Genomic DNA, 14,502 nt, shown 5'->3' on the forward strand with positions numbered 1-14,502 from the left:
TTCCTCCGTGGGTGAAGCGCAACCGAAGGGTACGGGAGGGCGGAGCGCCCAGCTCGCGCACACCGGGCTGCGGCACGGGTGGACGACCGGCGCCTGCGCCACGGCGGCCGGTACGGCCGCGTACACGGCGCTCCTGAGCGGGGAGTTCCCGGACCCGGTGACGATCACGCTGCCGAAGGGGCAGACGCCGTCGTTCGCACTCGCGGTGGAGGAGCTGACCGCCGCCGGTGCGGGGCCGGCCACCGCCATGGCCGGGGTGGTGAAGGACGCCGGCGACGATCCCGACGTGACGCACGGGGCGCTGGTGCGGGCCACGGTACGGGCGCTGCCGGCCGGGAGCGGAGTGGTGTTCAGGGCGGGGCCCGGGGTGGGCACCGTCACCCGTCCCGGACTGCCGCTGGACGTCGGCGAACCGGCCATCAACCCCGTCCCGCGGCAGATGGTCCGGGAACATCTGACCCGCGTCGCGCAGGCGCACAGGGGCGGCGGGGCGACCGCGGACGTCGAGGTCGAGATCTCGGTCGATCACGGCGAGGAGATCGCACGCAGCACCTGGAATCCGCGCCTGGGCATCCTGGGCGGGCTGTCGATCCTGGGGACGACCGGAATCGTCGTGCCCTACTCCTGCTCGGCGTGGATCGACTCGATCCGGCGCGGGGTGGACGTGGCGCGCGCCGCCGGCCGGCGGCATGTCGCGGGGTGCACGGGGTCGACGTCGGAGAAGGTCGTCGTCGCGCTGCACCACCTGCCCGAGGACGCGCTGCTGGACATGGGGGACTTCGCGGGGGCGGTGCTCAAGTACATCCGCCGCCATCCGGTCGACCGGCTGACGATCTGCGGCGGTTTCGCCAAGCTGTCCAAACTGGCGGCCGGGCACCTGGATCTGCACTCGGCGCGGTCCCAGGTGGACAAGGGCTTCCTGGCCGACCTGGCCCGGCAGGGCGGTGCCGACGAGGCGCTGGCACAGGCGGTGGCCGAGGCGAACACCGGCCTCGCCGCGCTCCAGTTGTGCGCGGCGGCCGGCGTTCCGCTCGGCGACCTGGTGGCGGTCACGGCCCGGGACGCTTCACTGGCCGTGCTGCGAGGAGCTCCGGTCGCGGTCGACGTCATCTGCATCGACCGGGCCGGACTGGTGGTGGGGCGGGCAGAGCCGCGGGGGCCGGCGGCCTAGGGCCTGTGGTCAGGCTCCCGCCTGGCGTTCGGCGCCCTGCACGCCCTCCGGGCGAACGACGGGAGCGTGACAACATGCCCTGGCGCGACCGGCGTCGGATGTTTCACGTGAAACGCGCCCCGGCCGAACAGCCGGGATCCGACGCCCTGCCGTGCCACCCGTCGTCACATCCGCGGCAGATACTCGCCGCGGTCCATCCCCTCCTCGCGCCCCATGTCGTCCTGGCGGCCCATTTCGTCCTGGCGGCCCATGTCCTCCGCACCTTCGGAACGCTGGGCCCTCCGGTGCTCGATGCGGCCCTCGCGCTCCATCGCCTCGCGACGTGCCTCCTTGCGGGCGCGGTCCATCCGGTCGCGCATGCAGCTGTCGTCGCCGCCGGTCAGTGCGCCCAACGCGCTGCCCAAGGCACAGGCGGCCATCTTGATGGGGCTGTCCTTCGAGCGGCGCGGGGTGTCCTTGCCGCTGGCGTTGGCGACGGTGCCGCCGGTGAGGGTCAGCACGGTCGCGGTGACCACCGCGGCGGCGGCCATTCTGGTACGCATTCTGGCGTGCTCCTTTGCGTCGGCCCCCCATGTGTCTCGCAGCTTCCTTACCGACCTCCGGGATCGTAAAAACGGACTTTCACCCCGATGCGGTCATACAATTCAGCCGGACAGGCCCGGTGCACGCCGATCCTTGACGGCCCCTCAGGCACCGCCGTCGCACGGTGCGTGCGGCCGCTCGCGCTCCGACGAGTAGAGGTGGCTGTCACGGAACTGCTCGGCGCCCAACGTGCGGCCGACCAAGATCACCGCGGTCCGCACCACGCCCGCGGCCTTCACCTGGCCGGCGATGTCGCCGAGCGTGCCGCGCAGGACGAGTTCGTCGGGGCGGGAGGCCATCGCCACGACCGCGGCCGGGCAGTCGGCGCCGTAGTGGGGCAGCAGTTCGTCCACGATCCGGTCCACGTACATCGCGGCGAGGTGCAGCACCAGCAGCGCGCCACTGCGGCCCAGGGTGGCCAGGTCCTCGCCGTCGGGCATCGGCGTGGCCCGCTGCGCGACACGGGTGAGGATGACAGTCTGGCCGACGGTGGGCACGGTCAGCTCGCGCTTGAGGGCGGCCGCCGCCGCGGCGAACGCCGGCACACCGGGCACGACCTCGTACGGCACCCCCGCCGCATCCAGGCGACGCATCTGCTCGGCCACCGCGCTGAAGACGGACGGGTCGCCGGAGTGCAGCCGGGCGACGTCCTGGCCCTCCTCGTGGGCCCGGACCAGCTCCGCCGTGATCGCGTCCAGGTCCAGCTGCGCGGTGTCGACCAGCCGGGCACCCGGCGGGCACTCGGCGAGCAGTTCGCGCGGCACCAGGCTGCCCGCGTAGAGGCACACCCCGCAGGCGGCGAGGGTGCGGGCGCCGCGCAGGGTGATCAGGTCGGCGGCGCCGGGGCCCGCACCGATGAAGTAGACGGTCATGGCTGTCGGTCTCCTGGGAGGGGTTGCGAGGGGTCCTGGGAGCGGGGCGTCACGGTGGTCCCCCGCGGGCCGGACCGCGCGGGTTTCACCGCCGACCACTGGGTGACCGGCATGGCCTGCCGCCAGCCCGTGAAGCCGCCGACCGGCACCGCGTGGGCGACCGCGAGCCGCACCAACTCGCCGCCGTGGCGCCGGTACCACTCGGTCAGCAGCGCCTCCGACTCCAGCGTCACGGTGTTGGCGACGAGCCGGCCGCCCGGGGGGAGCGCGTCCCAGCAGGCGTCCAGCAGCCCGGGGGCGGTCAGGCCACCGCCGATGAACACCGCGTCCGGCGTCGGCAGTCCGGCCAGCGCGGCGGGCGCGGCGCCGTGCACCACGCGCAGCGCCGGCACGCCGAGCGCCCGCGCGTTGCGGCCAATCCGGGCCGCCCGCACGGCGTCCCGTTCGAGGCTGACCGCCTGACAACTGCGGTGTGCGCGCAGCCATTCGACGGCGATGGAGCCGGAGCCGCCGCCGATGTCCCAGAGGAGTTCGCCCGGCTCGGGGGCGAGCGCGGCCAGCGTGGCGGCCCGGACATGACGCTTGGTCAGCTGGCCGTCGTGCTCGTAGGCGTCGTCGGGGAGTCCGGGTACGACCGGCAGCCGCGGTGCGTCCGGCGCCCGCACGCAGTCCAGCGCGATCACGTTGAGCGGGTCACCGGGCGACACGTCCCAGTCCTCCGCGGTGCCCTCGGCGATCCGCTCGTGGGCGCCGCCGAGTTGTTCCAGTACCCGCATCCGGCTCGGCCCGAAGCCGCGGACCCGCAGCAGCTCCGCCACCTCGGCGGGTGTCCCGGCGCCGGCCGACAGCACCAGCACCCGCCGCCCGTCGTACAGCGCCCGCACCAGGTTCTCCGCGGGCCGCCCGACGAGCGTGACGACCTCGGTGTCCTCCACGGCCCAGCCCAACCGGGCGCAGGCGTACGCCACGGAGGACGGATGCGGCACCACCCGCAGCGGCCGCCGTACCGCGGCGTCCGCCGCCATCACCTCGGTCAGCGTCCGCCCGATCCCGTAGAACATCGGGTCCCCGCTGGCCAGCACGCAGACCCTGCGGCCGGCGTGCGCGGCGAGCAGCCCGGGCACGGCCGGCCGCAGCGGCGAGGGCCACGGCACCCGTTCGCCCGCGCACTCCGCGGGCAGCAGCGTCAACTGCCGTGCCCCGCCGATCAGCACCTCGGCCGCGCCCAGCTCCCGTCGCGCGGCCGGCGACAACCCGTCCCAGCCGTCGGCCCCGATACCTACGACGGAGAGCGGAAGCGGGGCAGTCACGGCGGGCACCTCGGGGCGCGAAGGGACGAAACGGAGGTCGGGGGCGTCCGGGGACGGGTGCCGAACTCTACTGACCGGCCGCACGGCCCCGGCTCCCGGGGAGGGCCACGTGCCCCGGCACGTCCCGGCGCATGGCACCACCTGGCCGGGCACGCCGCTGGCACGGCGGGCCGAGAGCCGTCACGCAGCAGACCGTCCGCTGCGGTCGCCGCGGACCGCCCGAGGGTGTCGGGCGCCCGGCCCCGTTTCGCATGAAGCCTGTCGTTTCACGTGAAACGACGGGTGGGGCGCCCCGACCGACCGGGCGACCCACTCCGGACGCCTTCCCACCCCGCACCGCTCTGACCAGGGGCGATAGCCCGTTGGACGGTAATGACAACGGTCACCGGTGCAGCCTTTGGATCTTTTGCCGAAGTGCGGTTTGCTTCGCTGCGAGGAGCAAGGTGGAGCCAGAAAGGAGCGCGCCCATGACCGAGCACGCCCACAGTGGGCACAGCCATGCGCACAGCCACTCCCATGCCGTGTCCCCGGACGCCGATCGGCGCTGGCTGCGGGCCGCGCTCATCCTGCTCACCGCCTACATGGCGGTCGAGGTCGTCATCGGTGTCCTGGCCCAGTCGCTGGCGCTGATCTCGGACGCCGCCCATATGCTCACCGACGCGGTCTCGATCGTGCTGGCCCTGGTCGCGATGCGGCTGGCCGCGAAGCCCGCACGGGGCGGCTACACCTACGGCCTCAAGCGCGCCGAGATCCTCTCCGCGCAGGCCAACGGCATCACGCTGCTCGTGCTCTCCGTCTGGCTGGCCTACGAGGCGGTGCAGCGGCTGATCTCCCCGCCCGCGGTCACCGGCGGGCTGGTGGTGATCACCGCGCTGTCCGGTGTCGTGATCAACCTGATCTGCACCTGGTTCCTGTCGAAGGCGAACCGCTCCAGCCTGAACATCGAGGGCGCCTACCAGCACATCCTCACCGACCTGTTCGGCTTCATCGCCACCGCGATCTCCGGTCTCGTCGTGCTGACCACGGGCTTCGAGCGGGCCGACGCGATCGCCTCGCTCGTCGTCGTCGCGCTGATGCTGAAGGCCGGGACGGGGCTGGTGCGGGAATCCGGACGGATCTTCATGGAGGCCGCCCCGGCCGGGATCGACCCGGACGCGCTGGGCGATCACCTCGTCGCCGCCGACCAGGTCGTCGAGGTCCATGACCTGCACATCTGGCAGATCACCTCGGGGCAGCCCGCGCTGTCCGCACACATCCTGGTCGCACCGGGCGGCGACTGCCACAAGGTCCGCCGCAACCTCCAGGCGCTGCTGCGCGGCGAGTACGGCATCACCCACGCCACCCTCCAGGTCGACCACCTCGGCGAACAGGACGAGGACGAGCTGCTGACGCTGGGGCCCGGTCCCGGTCCCGAGCAACCCTCCGGCGGCCACTGCGACGACTCCCACGGTCCCGTGCACCGTCCGGGCCCGCACCACCACTGACCCGACCGCCGTCGGGCCCCGTTCACCCGCTGGTACCAGCCCCGGTCGCGGCCCGCCGCCGAACCGACTTGCCTGGAGCGTGGCAGCCATCGCCGCTTTCAGGAAGGACCGGGACGCATGTCAGCGAGTGCACCCGCACGCGCCGACGACCGGGTGGCACCGGCACGCTGCCCGCCCCGACGCGCGGGCCGCGGCCGCTCGTCGGCCGGAGCGGCGCTGCTGGTACTCGGAACGCTGCTGCTGCCGCTGAGCCTGGCCGCCGTCTGGGCCCGCACCGAACTCACCGACACCGACCGCTATGTGGCCGCCGTCGCCCCGCTCGCCCGGGACCCCGCCGTCCAGAACGCCATCGTCGACGACGTCACCAACGGTGTGATGCCCCATGTCCGGCTGGACGGCCTGCTCAAGGCGGTGCCCCGGGCCGAACGGCCCGCGCTGCGGCGGAAGTTCACCCGCGGCATCCGCGAGTTCGTCGACAAACAGGTCCGTCAGGTCGTCACCGGCCGGACCTTCCCCGCGGTCTGGACCGGGGTGCACCGCACCGCCCACCGGGCTCTGGACGGCTCGCTGGCGGCGTCCGGCGACGCCCCCGTCGCCCTCGACCTCTCGCCGGTCATCGAGCGGGTCCGGCACCAGTTGTCCGGCAACGGGCTGGGCCTCGACATCGTCCGCAAGGTGCCGCCCACCGGCGTCTCGATCGTGCTGCTGAAATCCCCCGATGTGCCCCGGCTGCGGGCCGGCTTCCAGGCCGCGCGGCGTGCAGCGCTGCTGCTGCCGCCCGCCTCCGCGCTCTGCCTCCTGGGCGGCCTGCTGCTGAGCCGGCGCCGGCAGAGGGCGCTGGTCTGCGCCGCGGCGGGCTGCGCGGTGACCTGCGCCCTCCTGGCGGCGGCGCTGGCGTTGCTCCGCAGCCGGCTCCTGGACGCCCTGCCCGCCGCGGTCTCCCGTCCGGCCGCCGACGCCTACACGGCCGCCCTGATGGCACCCCTGCGCTCGGGTGCGTGGACGGTGATCGGCACCGCGACAGCCACCGCCGCCCTCGCCGCGGCGGCTCCGCTCACCGCCCGTCCCCGTCGCCGGACGGCCTTGGACCGTCCGCACCGCGTCGTCGTCGGCCGGCCGCGCCGGTAGCGTCCCACGACGACACGGCGAACACGTCCCCGCAGGCCGGGGCGGCGGCCCCCATGGCAACGGCCCGCCCGGTGGCCGAGGCGGGCCGTGCTCAGATCGCCAGGACGGTCTTCCCCTGTGCTCGCCCGGTGCGGCTGGCCGCCAGGGCCTCCGGGGCCTCCTCCAGGGGGACTTCGAGGCCCACGAGGACGGTGAGGCGGCCCGCGTCGAGGTGCCCCGCGAGGATCTCCAGGAGCTGCGGGGAGGGGCGGTTGACGAAGTTGAAGCCGCGCAGGTTGTGCTCGGTGAGCACATCGGCATCGGCCGAGCCGATCAACGAGACCGCCACCCCGCCGTCCCGTACGGTCCGGGTCAGGTCGACGAATCCCTTGGCGTCGCTGACCATGTCGATCAGCACGTCCACCCCGTCCGGGTGGGCGGCCAGCACCTGGTCGGCGACCGGGCCCGCGGTGTGATCGACGGTCTCCGCGGCGCCCAGCGTCCGCATCAGCTCCGCCTTGGACGGGCGGGCGGTGGCGATCACCTCGGCGCCGCGGCCGGCCGCGAGCTGGGTGACGAAGGTGCCGACCCCGCCGGTCGCGCCGACGACCAGCACCTGCCGGCCCTCGCCGATCCGGGTCTCCTCCACCAGGTTGTACGCGGTCATCCCGGCGGTGGGCACGGCCGCGGAGGTCGCGTAGGTGACGCTGCGGGCGGCCAGCGCGATGGCGTCCTCCTTGGCCACGGCGAACTCGGCGTACGAACCACCGCCCCGCTCCGGCAGCTGGAACTGGCCGAACACCGGGTCACCCACGGTGAACCGCCGGATGCCGCTGCCGACCGCGACCACCTCGCCCGCCCCGTCCGCGCCCAGAACCAGGGGAAAGACGGCCTGGACGGCATCCCCGAACGCCCCGTCGGCGAGCTTCCAGTCCACGGGATTGAGCCCGGCGGCGGCCAGCCGCACCAGGACCTCGCCGGGCCCCGGTTCAGGCTGCGGCAGCTCCATGAGCTGCGGGTCCGCACCGAAGGCGTTGACTGCTACGGCTCTCATGTGGCGTTTCCTTCCACCCTTTCGAGGAGGCGGCCGGGTGGATCGTAAGCACGGCGGTCGGGCCCGGCGCGGCAGGACGGGAGGCGGTGCCCCGGAAGCAACTCGTACGGCCCCCGTCGCCGTTCACTTTGCCCACTCGATTGCCCGCATGACGGGACCAGTGCGGGGCCGCGGGATTCAATGGCGCAATGATCCGGTTCGAGTCGGTCACCAAGCGCTACCCGGACGGGACCACCGCCGTCGACGACCTGTCCTTCGAGGTCGAGGAAGGTGAGCTGGTCACCCTGGTCGGACCGTCCGGGTGCGGCAAGACGACGACCATGATGATGGTGAACCGGCTCATCGACCCCACCGGCGGCCGGATCCTCGTCGACGGCGCGGACGTCTCCGGTGTCGACCCGGTCCGGCTGCGCCGCCGGATCGGCTATGTCATCCAGCAGACCGGCCTCTTCCCGCACCGCACCGTCCTCGACAACACCGCGACCGTGCCGTACCTGTCCGGCTGGAAGAAGGCCAGGGCGCGCGAGCGGGCCGCCGAACTCCTTGATCTGGTCGGCCTGGACCCCGGCGTCTACGGCTCGCGCTATCCCGACCAGTTGTCCGGCGGCCAGCGCCAGCGGGTCGGGGTGGCCCGGGCGCTGGCGGCCGATCCGCCGGTGCTGCTGATGGACGAGCCGTTCGGTGCCGTCGACCCGGTCGTCCGGGACCGCCTCCAGACGGAGTTCCTGCGGCTCCAGGCCACCATGCACAAGACCGTGCTGCTGGTCACCCATGACATCGAGGAGGCCATCCGGCTCGGCGACCGGATCGCGGTCTACGGCACCGGCCGGATCGAGCAGTTCGACACCCCGGCGCGGGTGCTCGGCGCCCCCGCCACTCCCTATGTCGCCGAATTCGTGGGTGCGGACCGGGCGTTGAAGCAACTCTCGGTCACTCCCATCGACCGCGCGGACCTGGAGCGCCCGCCGTTCGCCCGGCTCGCCGAGCCGGCCGCGGACGCGGTGTCCCGGCTGCGTGCCGAGGGCGCGCGCTGGGCGGTGGTACTGGACGCGGACGGGGCGCTGCACGGCTGGGTGGGCACCGAGAGCCTGGCGGGTGCAGGCGGAACCGTTGCCGACCACGCCCGGCGGATGGAGGCGTGGATCCCCGCGTCCGGGACCCTCAAGGCCGCGTTCAGCGAAATGCTCAAGCACGACGCAGGCTGGATCGCGGTCCTGGACGAGCAGCGGTTTCTGGGCGTGCTGACCCCGACGGCACTGCACGAGGCGCTGCGCCGCACCATCGCACCGGAGCAGCGCGGCGTGTCGCGGGGGCGGCCGGAGGTGGATTCGGTCCCGACGGAATGAGGCGGGGCACGGGGTGAGCGTGCTGTTTCACGTGAAACGACGCTAAGGGAGCGGTGTTTCACGTGAAACGTCGCCCGGGCGTCGTCAGCTCCTCTTCAACAGGCCCTTGGACACGAGGTAGTTGTGGGCCACGTCCGAGGCGAGCCGACGCCAGCTGTCGACCTGTTCGTTGAGTCGGGCCAGGTCTTCGGTGGTCAGTACGCGGTTGAGGCGGTCCAGTGCGGCGGCCGGGCGGGGCCCTCCGGCCCTGGCGCGATGGACGACGGGGACGACGTAGTCGGCGTTCTGGAGTTTCCGGTCGTCGGCGAGGACGACCAGTCCGAACTGGTCGAGCGTGGCGTCCGTGCTGGTGGTCAGCACCATCTGGTCCTGGCCGTTCTGGACGGCCTGTTTCGCGGGCGTGGTGCCGACGCCCTTGGGGTCCACGGCGGTGATGTCGATGCCGTATGTCTTCCGCAGCCCCGGTGCGCAGAACGGCCGCTGGACGCACTCGTCCCCCGCCGCCAACCGCACCGGGAGCCCGGCGCGGCCCAGGTCGCTGAGGGTGCGCAGCCGGTGTTCGGCGGCGTAGGAGGCGCGCACCGCGAAGGCGTTCTGGTCGACGGCCCGGCCCGCCGGGAGCACGGTCAGACCGCGCGGGGCGGTGAGCCGGCGCAGCGCGGCCATGGTGGTGGCGAGGTCGGGGGAGGCGACCGGGGCGGCTTCGGGGCCGTGCTTCTTGGCGTTGAGCCAGTCCGCGAAGGTGGCGGCGTATTCCGGTACGACGTCGATCTGACCGGCCTCCAGCGCGGGTTCGTACAGCTCGCGGTTGCCGACGGTGAGGACGCGGGTGCGATAGCCGGCCTGGCGGAGCAGCGCCGCGTACATCTGGGCGAGCAGCTCGCTCTCGGTGAAGCCGGCCGAGCCGATGGCGAGGTCGCGGCTGTCGCCGGGCGAGGCGGTGACTGCGCCACGGTGCTCCAGCGACGGCCCGCCGGTGCAGGAGACGAGGCCGGCCAGCGCGGCCGGGACGGCAAGGACGCCCCACACGCCACGGTGGACCGCGCGCAGCGGGGCCGTGCGGAGCGCCCTCACCGGTGCCGCCCGCGCGCCCGGGCCGGCGCGAACCGCTGCACCAGCTCGAACAGCGCCTCCATCAGCAGCGCGAACACCGCGACCACCACCGCGCCGGCCACCACCTGCGGGGTGCTGGCGAGGTTGAAGCCGGCGGTGATGATGCGGCCGAGTCCGCCGCCGCCCACCAGCGCGGCCAGTGTGGCGGTGGCGACGAGCTGCACGGCGGCGATCCGCACCCCGGTCAGCACCAGCGGCAGGGCGAGCGGCGCCTCCACCCACCACACCAGTTGCACCCCGGTCATCCCCATGCCCCGCGCGGCCCGGACCACGTCCTGGTCCACCTCGCGCATGCCGACATAGGCGTTGGTCAGCAGCGGCGGCACGGCGAACAACACCAGCGCGATGACCGTCGGCCACTGGCCGTTCCGCCCGATCGGGGTCAGCAGGAGCAGGACGAGGACCGCGAAGGTCGGCACCGCGCGGCCGACGTTGGCCAGGTTGACCGCGAGCACGCCACCGCGGCCCAGGTGCCCGAGGGTCAGCGCGATCGGCAGGGCGATGAGGGCGCTGATGACCAGGCAGGCGAAGGTGAGCGCGGCGTGCTGGGCGAGCCGGTGCCAGACGCCGTTCTCGCCGGACCAGTTGGCGGCGGTGGTCAGCCAGGCCCAGACCGCGGCGAGGGTGCTCATGCCCGCCGTCCGGAGGCGGCGAGCGGCCTGCTCCCGCGGGCCGACCGCGGGCTCCGCCCGGCCCGCCGCCAGGGGGTGAGCAGCCGTTCCGCGCCGAGCAACAGCAGGTCGAAGGCGACCGCGATGAGCACGCAGAGCACGGACGCGGTCAGCACCTGCGCCTTGAAGTAGGCGTTCATGCCCGCATAGATGAGGTTGCCCAGTCCGCCGTAGCCGACGATGGCGCCAACGGTGGTCAGCGCGACCGTGGAGACCGTGGCAATGCGCAGGCCGGCCATGGCGGCGGGCACCGCCAGCGGCAGTTCCACGGTCAGCAGTTGCCGCATCGGGCCGTAGCCCATGCCGCGGGCGGCCTCCTTGGCGCCGGCCGGGACACCGTCCAGCCCGGCGAGGATGTTCCGGACCAGCAGGGTGAGGGAGTAGAGCGCGAGGCCGACCACGACGAGGGTGGCGGAGAGCCCGTAGACCGGCAGCAGCAGCGAGAACATCGCCAGCGACGGAATCGTGTAGACGACGGTGGTGAGGCCGAGGACCGGCCCGAGCGTCCAGCGCCGGCGGCGGGCCAGCAGGGCCAGCGGGAAGGCGACCACCAGCCCGAGCCCCACCGAGACCACCGTCAGCTGCACGTGCTGGCCGACCGCGTCGAGCAGGATCTGGCGGCGGGTGCTCAGGTAGTCGCCGCAGATCCAGTCGTTGCGGGCCAGGCAGTCGTCCGGTGGGGCGGTCACAGCAGCAGTCCACCGCGGGCGCCGCGGGGTGTCGCGCGGGGCGCACCCGATCGGGCTGTCGCCGCCCCCACGGCACACCCACCCCCGGCTATACACGCAGTGTGTACGCCATGTGTATAGTCCTTGGAGTCCGTTCGGCAGACGGTCGGCGCGCCAGTCATGAGCTGATCCGCGTCGGCTTCGCCATGCCCGGAATCCCGGCCGCGCACGCTCCCGGGCGGCACCCCGAGCGAAGGGGTCCGAGGAAGAACCGCCGAGAACGCCACAGCAGCCGGCCCCAGCGAACAGGAAAGCCCTTCAGATGCCGAAGCAGAAAACCGCGGCCCGCCGCTCGTCCACAGCCGGGCTGCTGACGGCCGTCTCCCTGGCCCTGGCGCTCAGCGGCTGCGCCTCGTACGACGTCACCGCCCCGGTCGACGCGCGGGCCGACGCCCCGGCCGACGTCAAGGCCGGCGCGGCGGGCAGCGGCGCCGTCGACTGCCGCAAGGCCAAGTGCGTGGCGCTGACCTTCGACGCGGGCCCGAGCGAGAACACCAACCGGCTGCTGGACATCCTCAAGGAGAACAAGGCCCACGCCACGTTCTTCATGCTCGGCAAGAACCACATCGCCGAGCGCCCCGCCGAGGTGAAGCGGATCGACGCCGAGGGCCACGAGCTGGCCAACCACACCTGGTCCCACCAGATCCTCACCGACATCAAGCCGGACGAGGTCAAGCGCGAGCTGTCCAGCGTCCAGGACGAGGTCCGCAGGATCACCGGCAAGACGCCCACCCTGATGCGACCGCCGCAGGGCCGGACCGACCGCGAGGTCTCCCGGATCAGCAAGGAACTCGGCCTGGCGCAGGTCCTGTGGAGCGTGACCGCCAAGGACTACCAGACCACCGACTCAGCCCTGATCACCAAGCGGGTACTCGACCAGACCGAGCGCGACGGCATCATCCTGCTGCACGACATCTACAAGGGCACCGTGCCGGCCGTCCCCGGCATCCTCAAGGAGCTCAAGAAGCGCGGCTACACGGTCGTCACCGTGTCCCAGCTGCTCTCCCCGGCGAAGCCGGAACCGGGGATGGTCTACCGGCCGTGAGCCGGGTCCGTCGGGCGCGGGTGAAGCCGGCCGGGGCAGGAGCGGCGTCCTCACCCGGGGAAGCGGCCGTACGAGGAAGGGGGCACCGGACCGATCCGGTGCCCCCTTCCTCGCGCTTCCGCCCTTATGGCGCCAGCCTCACCCCTGAGGGCGCTCGGCCTCCACTCGCTTGTGGGACCGCTCCTCGGCGGGCGCCTGCCCCTTGGACGTGCCCTTCGTCGAACCCGGCGCCGGCTTGTCCGGCTCGGTGTCCTGCGGGAAGGTCAGCTGCTGGCTCTGCCACTCCAGGGCCGGTACGACCTCCCGCCGCCAGGTCCCGAACTGGTGGCTGCCGCGGGGCAGGATGATCGAGTCGACCCTCATCGGCGACTTCGCCGCATGGATGAAGTTCATGGTGTCGCCGTAGTCCGACTCGCCCTGGCGGCTGCTGGCCACCAGCGCGGAGACCTGCGGCGCCGGCAGGTTCTTCAGCCGCCACAGCAGATCGTGCTCGCGCTGGCGCTGGGCACCGGTCGGACCGGGGCCGAAGAGGCTGCCGGTGGTGAGGTCGTCCTTGATCGAGTAGTCGCCGGAGAGCGAGACCGCCGAGGTGTACGCATTCGGGTTGCGCATCGCCAGCTGGAGCGAGCAGGTGCCGCCGGACGAGTACCCGAACGCGCCCCAGGCGCTGGGGTCGTGGCCCACGCGGTAGGCCGACTTCATGGCGTCCGGCAGGTCCTTGGTGAAGAACGTCTCGGCCTGCGGGCCACCCGGCACGTCCACGCACTCGGTGTCGCGCGGCGGCGCGATCGTCGGCCGCACCATCACGATCACGGTCGGCTGCATCTTGCCCTGCGAGATCAACCGCCCCGCGTTCTGCGGGATCTGGAGGTGCTGCGCGAGGTTCATGATGCCGCCCGGGTAGCCGCTGATGACGACCATGACGGGGAACCGCTGCCGGTGGAACTGCTGCTGGAAGTACTGCGGCGGCAGATACACGAAGCCCGGGTTGATGGCCCGGGTACGGCGGCCGATGATCCGTACGGACTCGACCTTCCCCACCTTGTCGGCCGGGCCCGTCGGCAGCCCGGTCACCCGGTCGAGCCCCTGGGGGCCGGCGGGCTGGATCAGCCCGCCCTTGATGTTGCCGACCGTGGCGTACTGCCCGTCACCCTGGCTCACCGAAGCCGGGGCCTGGTCGTTGTTGCCCAGCAACTCGTCCCAGTTGCCGTAGAACTCGAAGTTGGTGTTCACGGCCAGTGCCAGCGCGGACACGATCGACACCTGGGTGACCATGATGGCCACCAGCCTCCCCAGCACGTGGCGCCACCCGTTGCGCGCCAGCCGGGGCCAGAGCCAGACCGTCGCGGCAACGCAGACCACCGCCAGCACGATCACCGTGATTTCGAGCGACTGACTGGTCAGCCCCATGCGCCCACATCTCCCGTCACCCTCGAAAGGGTTCTTGCCTTCTCACCGGCCGCCCCCCGAGGCACAACGGGCGGCTCAGGACAATGGTCACCGGAGAAGACGGGCACATCCGTGAATCGGATACCTGCACGACTTACTTCTTACCGACCTCTTGCCTGTTCGTTTCCCTCACGTGATGCGCGCGAAGGGGCCGGGAGGTCCCTGACAACCGACGGAACCACGTGGATGTTTCACGTGAAACGAAGCGCCGATGAACAACTGGCGACAAGACGCCCTCATCGGCTCCAGGGCCGCCCCGGAACATCGCCGCGCCCTGCACACCGACCCGAACTTGCCACCCCGTCTCACCAGTTGACACAGAAGAGTCCCGGAACCTCAGCCTCACAACGACATCCAGGACAATTTCGCTATCCGTCACTTTGGGCACCCCATACGCAACTTCCCCGCCATGCATGGGGTCAAGCTCCGCCGTACAAACGATCACGCTGCCCTCTTTGCCGGCGATCAATCGGGCTTTTCCGTAAAGGCCGCGTGCACCATTTCCACCGACCGGTCCGCCCTTTCCGGTTCGACGAAGCGCCACTCGAAACCAGACCCCCGCTCAACACC

The 14,502-nt window shown here is 72.4% G+C and carries 13 protein-coding genes; 5 read left to right on the forward strand and 8 right to left on the reverse strand.

Going from position 1 to position 14,502, the window contains the following annotated elements:
• The first annotated feature begins 7 nt into the window (after window positions 1-7).
• A complete protein-coding gene (locus K2224_RS05965; RefSeq protein ID WP_221905583.1) occupies window positions 8-1,171 on the forward strand; it encodes a cobalt-precorrin-5B (C(1))-methyltransferase in 1,164 nt (387 codons plus the stop codon).
• A gap of 164 nt (window positions 1,172-1,335) precedes the next feature.
• Here the strand turns inward: K2224_RS05965 and K2224_RS05970 are convergent, their stop codons facing one another.
• The 3 genes from K2224_RS05970 to cbiE form a co-directional block, all read right to left on the reverse strand.
• Window positions 1,336-1,713, reverse strand: a complete 378-nt coding sequence (locus K2224_RS05970) for a hypothetical protein (protein WP_260692347.1) — start codon at window positions 1,711-1,713, stop codon at window positions 1,336-1,338.
• Between the two features lie 144 nt (window positions 1,714-1,857).
• Window positions 1,858-2,625 carry a precorrin-4 C(11)-methyltransferase gene (gene cobM / locus K2224_RS05975; protein WP_221905584.1) on the reverse strand — a complete coding sequence of 256 codons (768 nt, stop codon included), beginning with the start codon at window positions 2,623-2,625 and terminating at the stop codon, window positions 1,858-1,860.
• The gene (cbiE, locus tag K2224_RS05980) at window positions 2,622-3,935 is read right to left on the reverse strand and encodes a precorrin-6y C5,15-methyltransferase (decarboxylating) subunit CbiE (RefSeq protein ID WP_221905585.1); all 1,314 of its coding nucleotides are present in this window, start codon (window positions 3,933-3,935) and stop codon (window positions 2,622-2,624) included. Before cbiE ends, cobM begins: the two co-directional genes overlap by 4 nt.
• A 467-nt stretch (window positions 3,936-4,402) precedes the next feature.
• Here cbiE and K2224_RS05985 point away from each other — a divergent pair, with 467 nt between their 5' ends.
• Window positions 4,403-5,419, forward strand: a complete 1,017-nt coding sequence (locus tag K2224_RS05985; RefSeq protein WP_221905586.1) for a cation diffusion facilitator family transporter — start codon at window positions 4,403-4,405, stop codon at window positions 5,417-5,419.
• A gap of 117 nt (window positions 5,420-5,536) precedes the next feature.
• The gene (locus tag K2224_RS05990; RefSeq protein ID WP_221905587.1) at window positions 5,537-6,547 is read left to right on the forward strand and encodes a hypothetical protein; all 1,011 of its coding nucleotides are present in this window, start codon (window positions 5,537-5,539) and stop codon (window positions 6,545-6,547) included.
• A gap of 91 nt (window positions 6,548-6,638) precedes the next feature.
• Here the strand turns inward: K2224_RS05990 and K2224_RS05995 are convergent, their stop codons facing one another.
• Window positions 6,639-7,580: an NADP-dependent oxidoreductase gene (locus tag K2224_RS05995; RefSeq protein WP_260692348.1), complete on the reverse strand. Its 942-nt coding sequence runs from the start codon at window positions 7,578-7,580 to the stop codon at window positions 6,639-6,641.
• Window positions 7,581-7,768: 188 nt separating this feature from the next.
• Between K2224_RS05995 and K2224_RS06000 the strand changes: the two genes are divergently transcribed.
• On the forward strand, window positions 7,769-8,926 hold the full coding sequence (locus K2224_RS06000) for an ABC transporter ATP-binding protein (RefSeq protein WP_221905588.1): 1,158 nt from the start codon (window positions 7,769-7,771) through the stop codon (window positions 8,924-8,926).
• An 84-nt stretch (window positions 8,927-9,010) separates the two neighbouring features.
• Here the strand turns inward: K2224_RS06000 and K2224_RS06005 are convergent, their stop codons facing one another.
• The 3 genes from K2224_RS06005 to K2224_RS06015 are packed head-to-tail and all read right to left on the reverse strand — an operon-like array spanning window position 9,011 to window position 11,399.
• On the reverse strand, window positions 9,011-10,000 hold the full coding sequence (locus K2224_RS06005) for an ABC transporter substrate-binding protein (RefSeq protein ID WP_221905589.1): 990 nt from the start codon (window positions 9,998-10,000) through the stop codon (window positions 9,011-9,013).
• Window positions 9,997-10,671 carry an ABC transporter permease gene (locus K2224_RS06010; protein ID WP_221905590.1) on the reverse strand — a complete coding sequence of 225 codons (675 nt, stop codon included), beginning with the start codon at window positions 10,669-10,671 and terminating at the stop codon, window positions 9,997-9,999. The genes K2224_RS06005 and K2224_RS06010 overlap by 4 nt, the downstream gene beginning before the upstream one ends.
• Window positions 10,668-11,399 carry an ABC transporter permease gene (locus tag K2224_RS06015; RefSeq protein WP_221905591.1) on the reverse strand — a complete coding sequence of 244 codons (732 nt, stop codon included), beginning with the start codon at window positions 11,397-11,399 and terminating at the stop codon, window positions 10,668-10,670. The genes K2224_RS06010 and K2224_RS06015 overlap by 4 nt, the downstream gene beginning before the upstream one ends.
• 301 nt (window positions 11,400-11,700) lie before the next feature.
• Between K2224_RS06015 and K2224_RS06020 the strand changes: the two genes are divergently transcribed.
• A complete protein-coding gene (locus K2224_RS06020) occupies window positions 11,701-12,483 on the forward strand; it encodes a polysaccharide deacetylase family protein (RefSeq protein WP_221905592.1) in 783 nt (260 codons plus the stop codon).
• Window positions 12,484-12,621: 138 nt separating this feature from the next.
• On the opposite strand, the gene K2224_RS06025 is transcribed toward K2224_RS06020, so the two are convergent.
• Window positions 12,622-13,893, reverse strand: a complete 1,272-nt coding sequence (locus tag K2224_RS06025; RefSeq protein WP_221905593.1) for an esterase family protein — start codon at window positions 13,891-13,893, stop codon at window positions 12,622-12,624.
• Window positions 13,894-14,502 lie beyond the last annotated feature (609 nt).

It is taken from the genome of Streptomyces sp. BHT-5-2, assembly GCF_019774615.1.
Classification (GTDB): domain Bacteria; phylum Actinomycetota; class Actinomycetes; order Streptomycetales; family Streptomycetaceae; genus Streptomyces.

What these genes read in the sequence shown, in the direction of transcription:
- K2224_RS05995 (WP_260692348.1), bottom strand. Translation starts at nt 7,580, where the DNA reads ATGAGAGCCGTAGCAGTCAACGCCTTCGGTGCGGACCCGCAGCTCATG.
- K2224_RS05990 (WP_221905587.1), top strand. Translation starts at nt 5,537, where the DNA reads ATGTCAGCGAGTGCACCCGCACGCGCCGACGACCGGGTGGCACCGGCA.
- K2224_RS05985 (WP_221905586.1), top strand. Translation starts at nt 4,403, where the DNA reads ATGACCGAGCACGCCCACAGTGGGCACAGCCATGCGCACAGCCACTCC.
- K2224_RS05970 (WP_260692347.1), bottom strand. Translation starts at nt 1,713, where the DNA reads ATGCGTACCAGAATGGCCGCCGCCGCGGTGGTCACCGCGACCGTGCTG.
- K2224_RS06025 (WP_221905593.1), bottom strand. Translation starts at nt 13,893, where the DNA reads ATGGGGCTGACCAGTCAGTCGCTCGAAATCACGGTGATCGTGCTGGCG.
- cobM (WP_221905584.1), bottom strand. Translation starts at nt 2,625, where the DNA reads ATGACCGTCTACTTCATCGGTGCGGGCCCCGGCGCCGCCGACCTGATC.
- K2224_RS06010 (WP_221905590.1), bottom strand. Translation starts at nt 10,671, where the DNA reads ATGAGCACCCTCGCCGCGGTCTGGGCCTGGCTGACCACCGCCGCCAAC.
- K2224_RS06020 (WP_221905592.1), top strand. Translation starts at nt 11,701, where the DNA reads ATGCCGAAGCAGAAAACCGCGGCCCGCCGCTCGTCCACAGCCGGGCTG.
- K2224_RS06000 (WP_221905588.1), top strand. Translation starts at nt 7,769, where the DNA reads ATGATCCGGTTCGAGTCGGTCACCAAGCGCTACCCGGACGGGACCACC.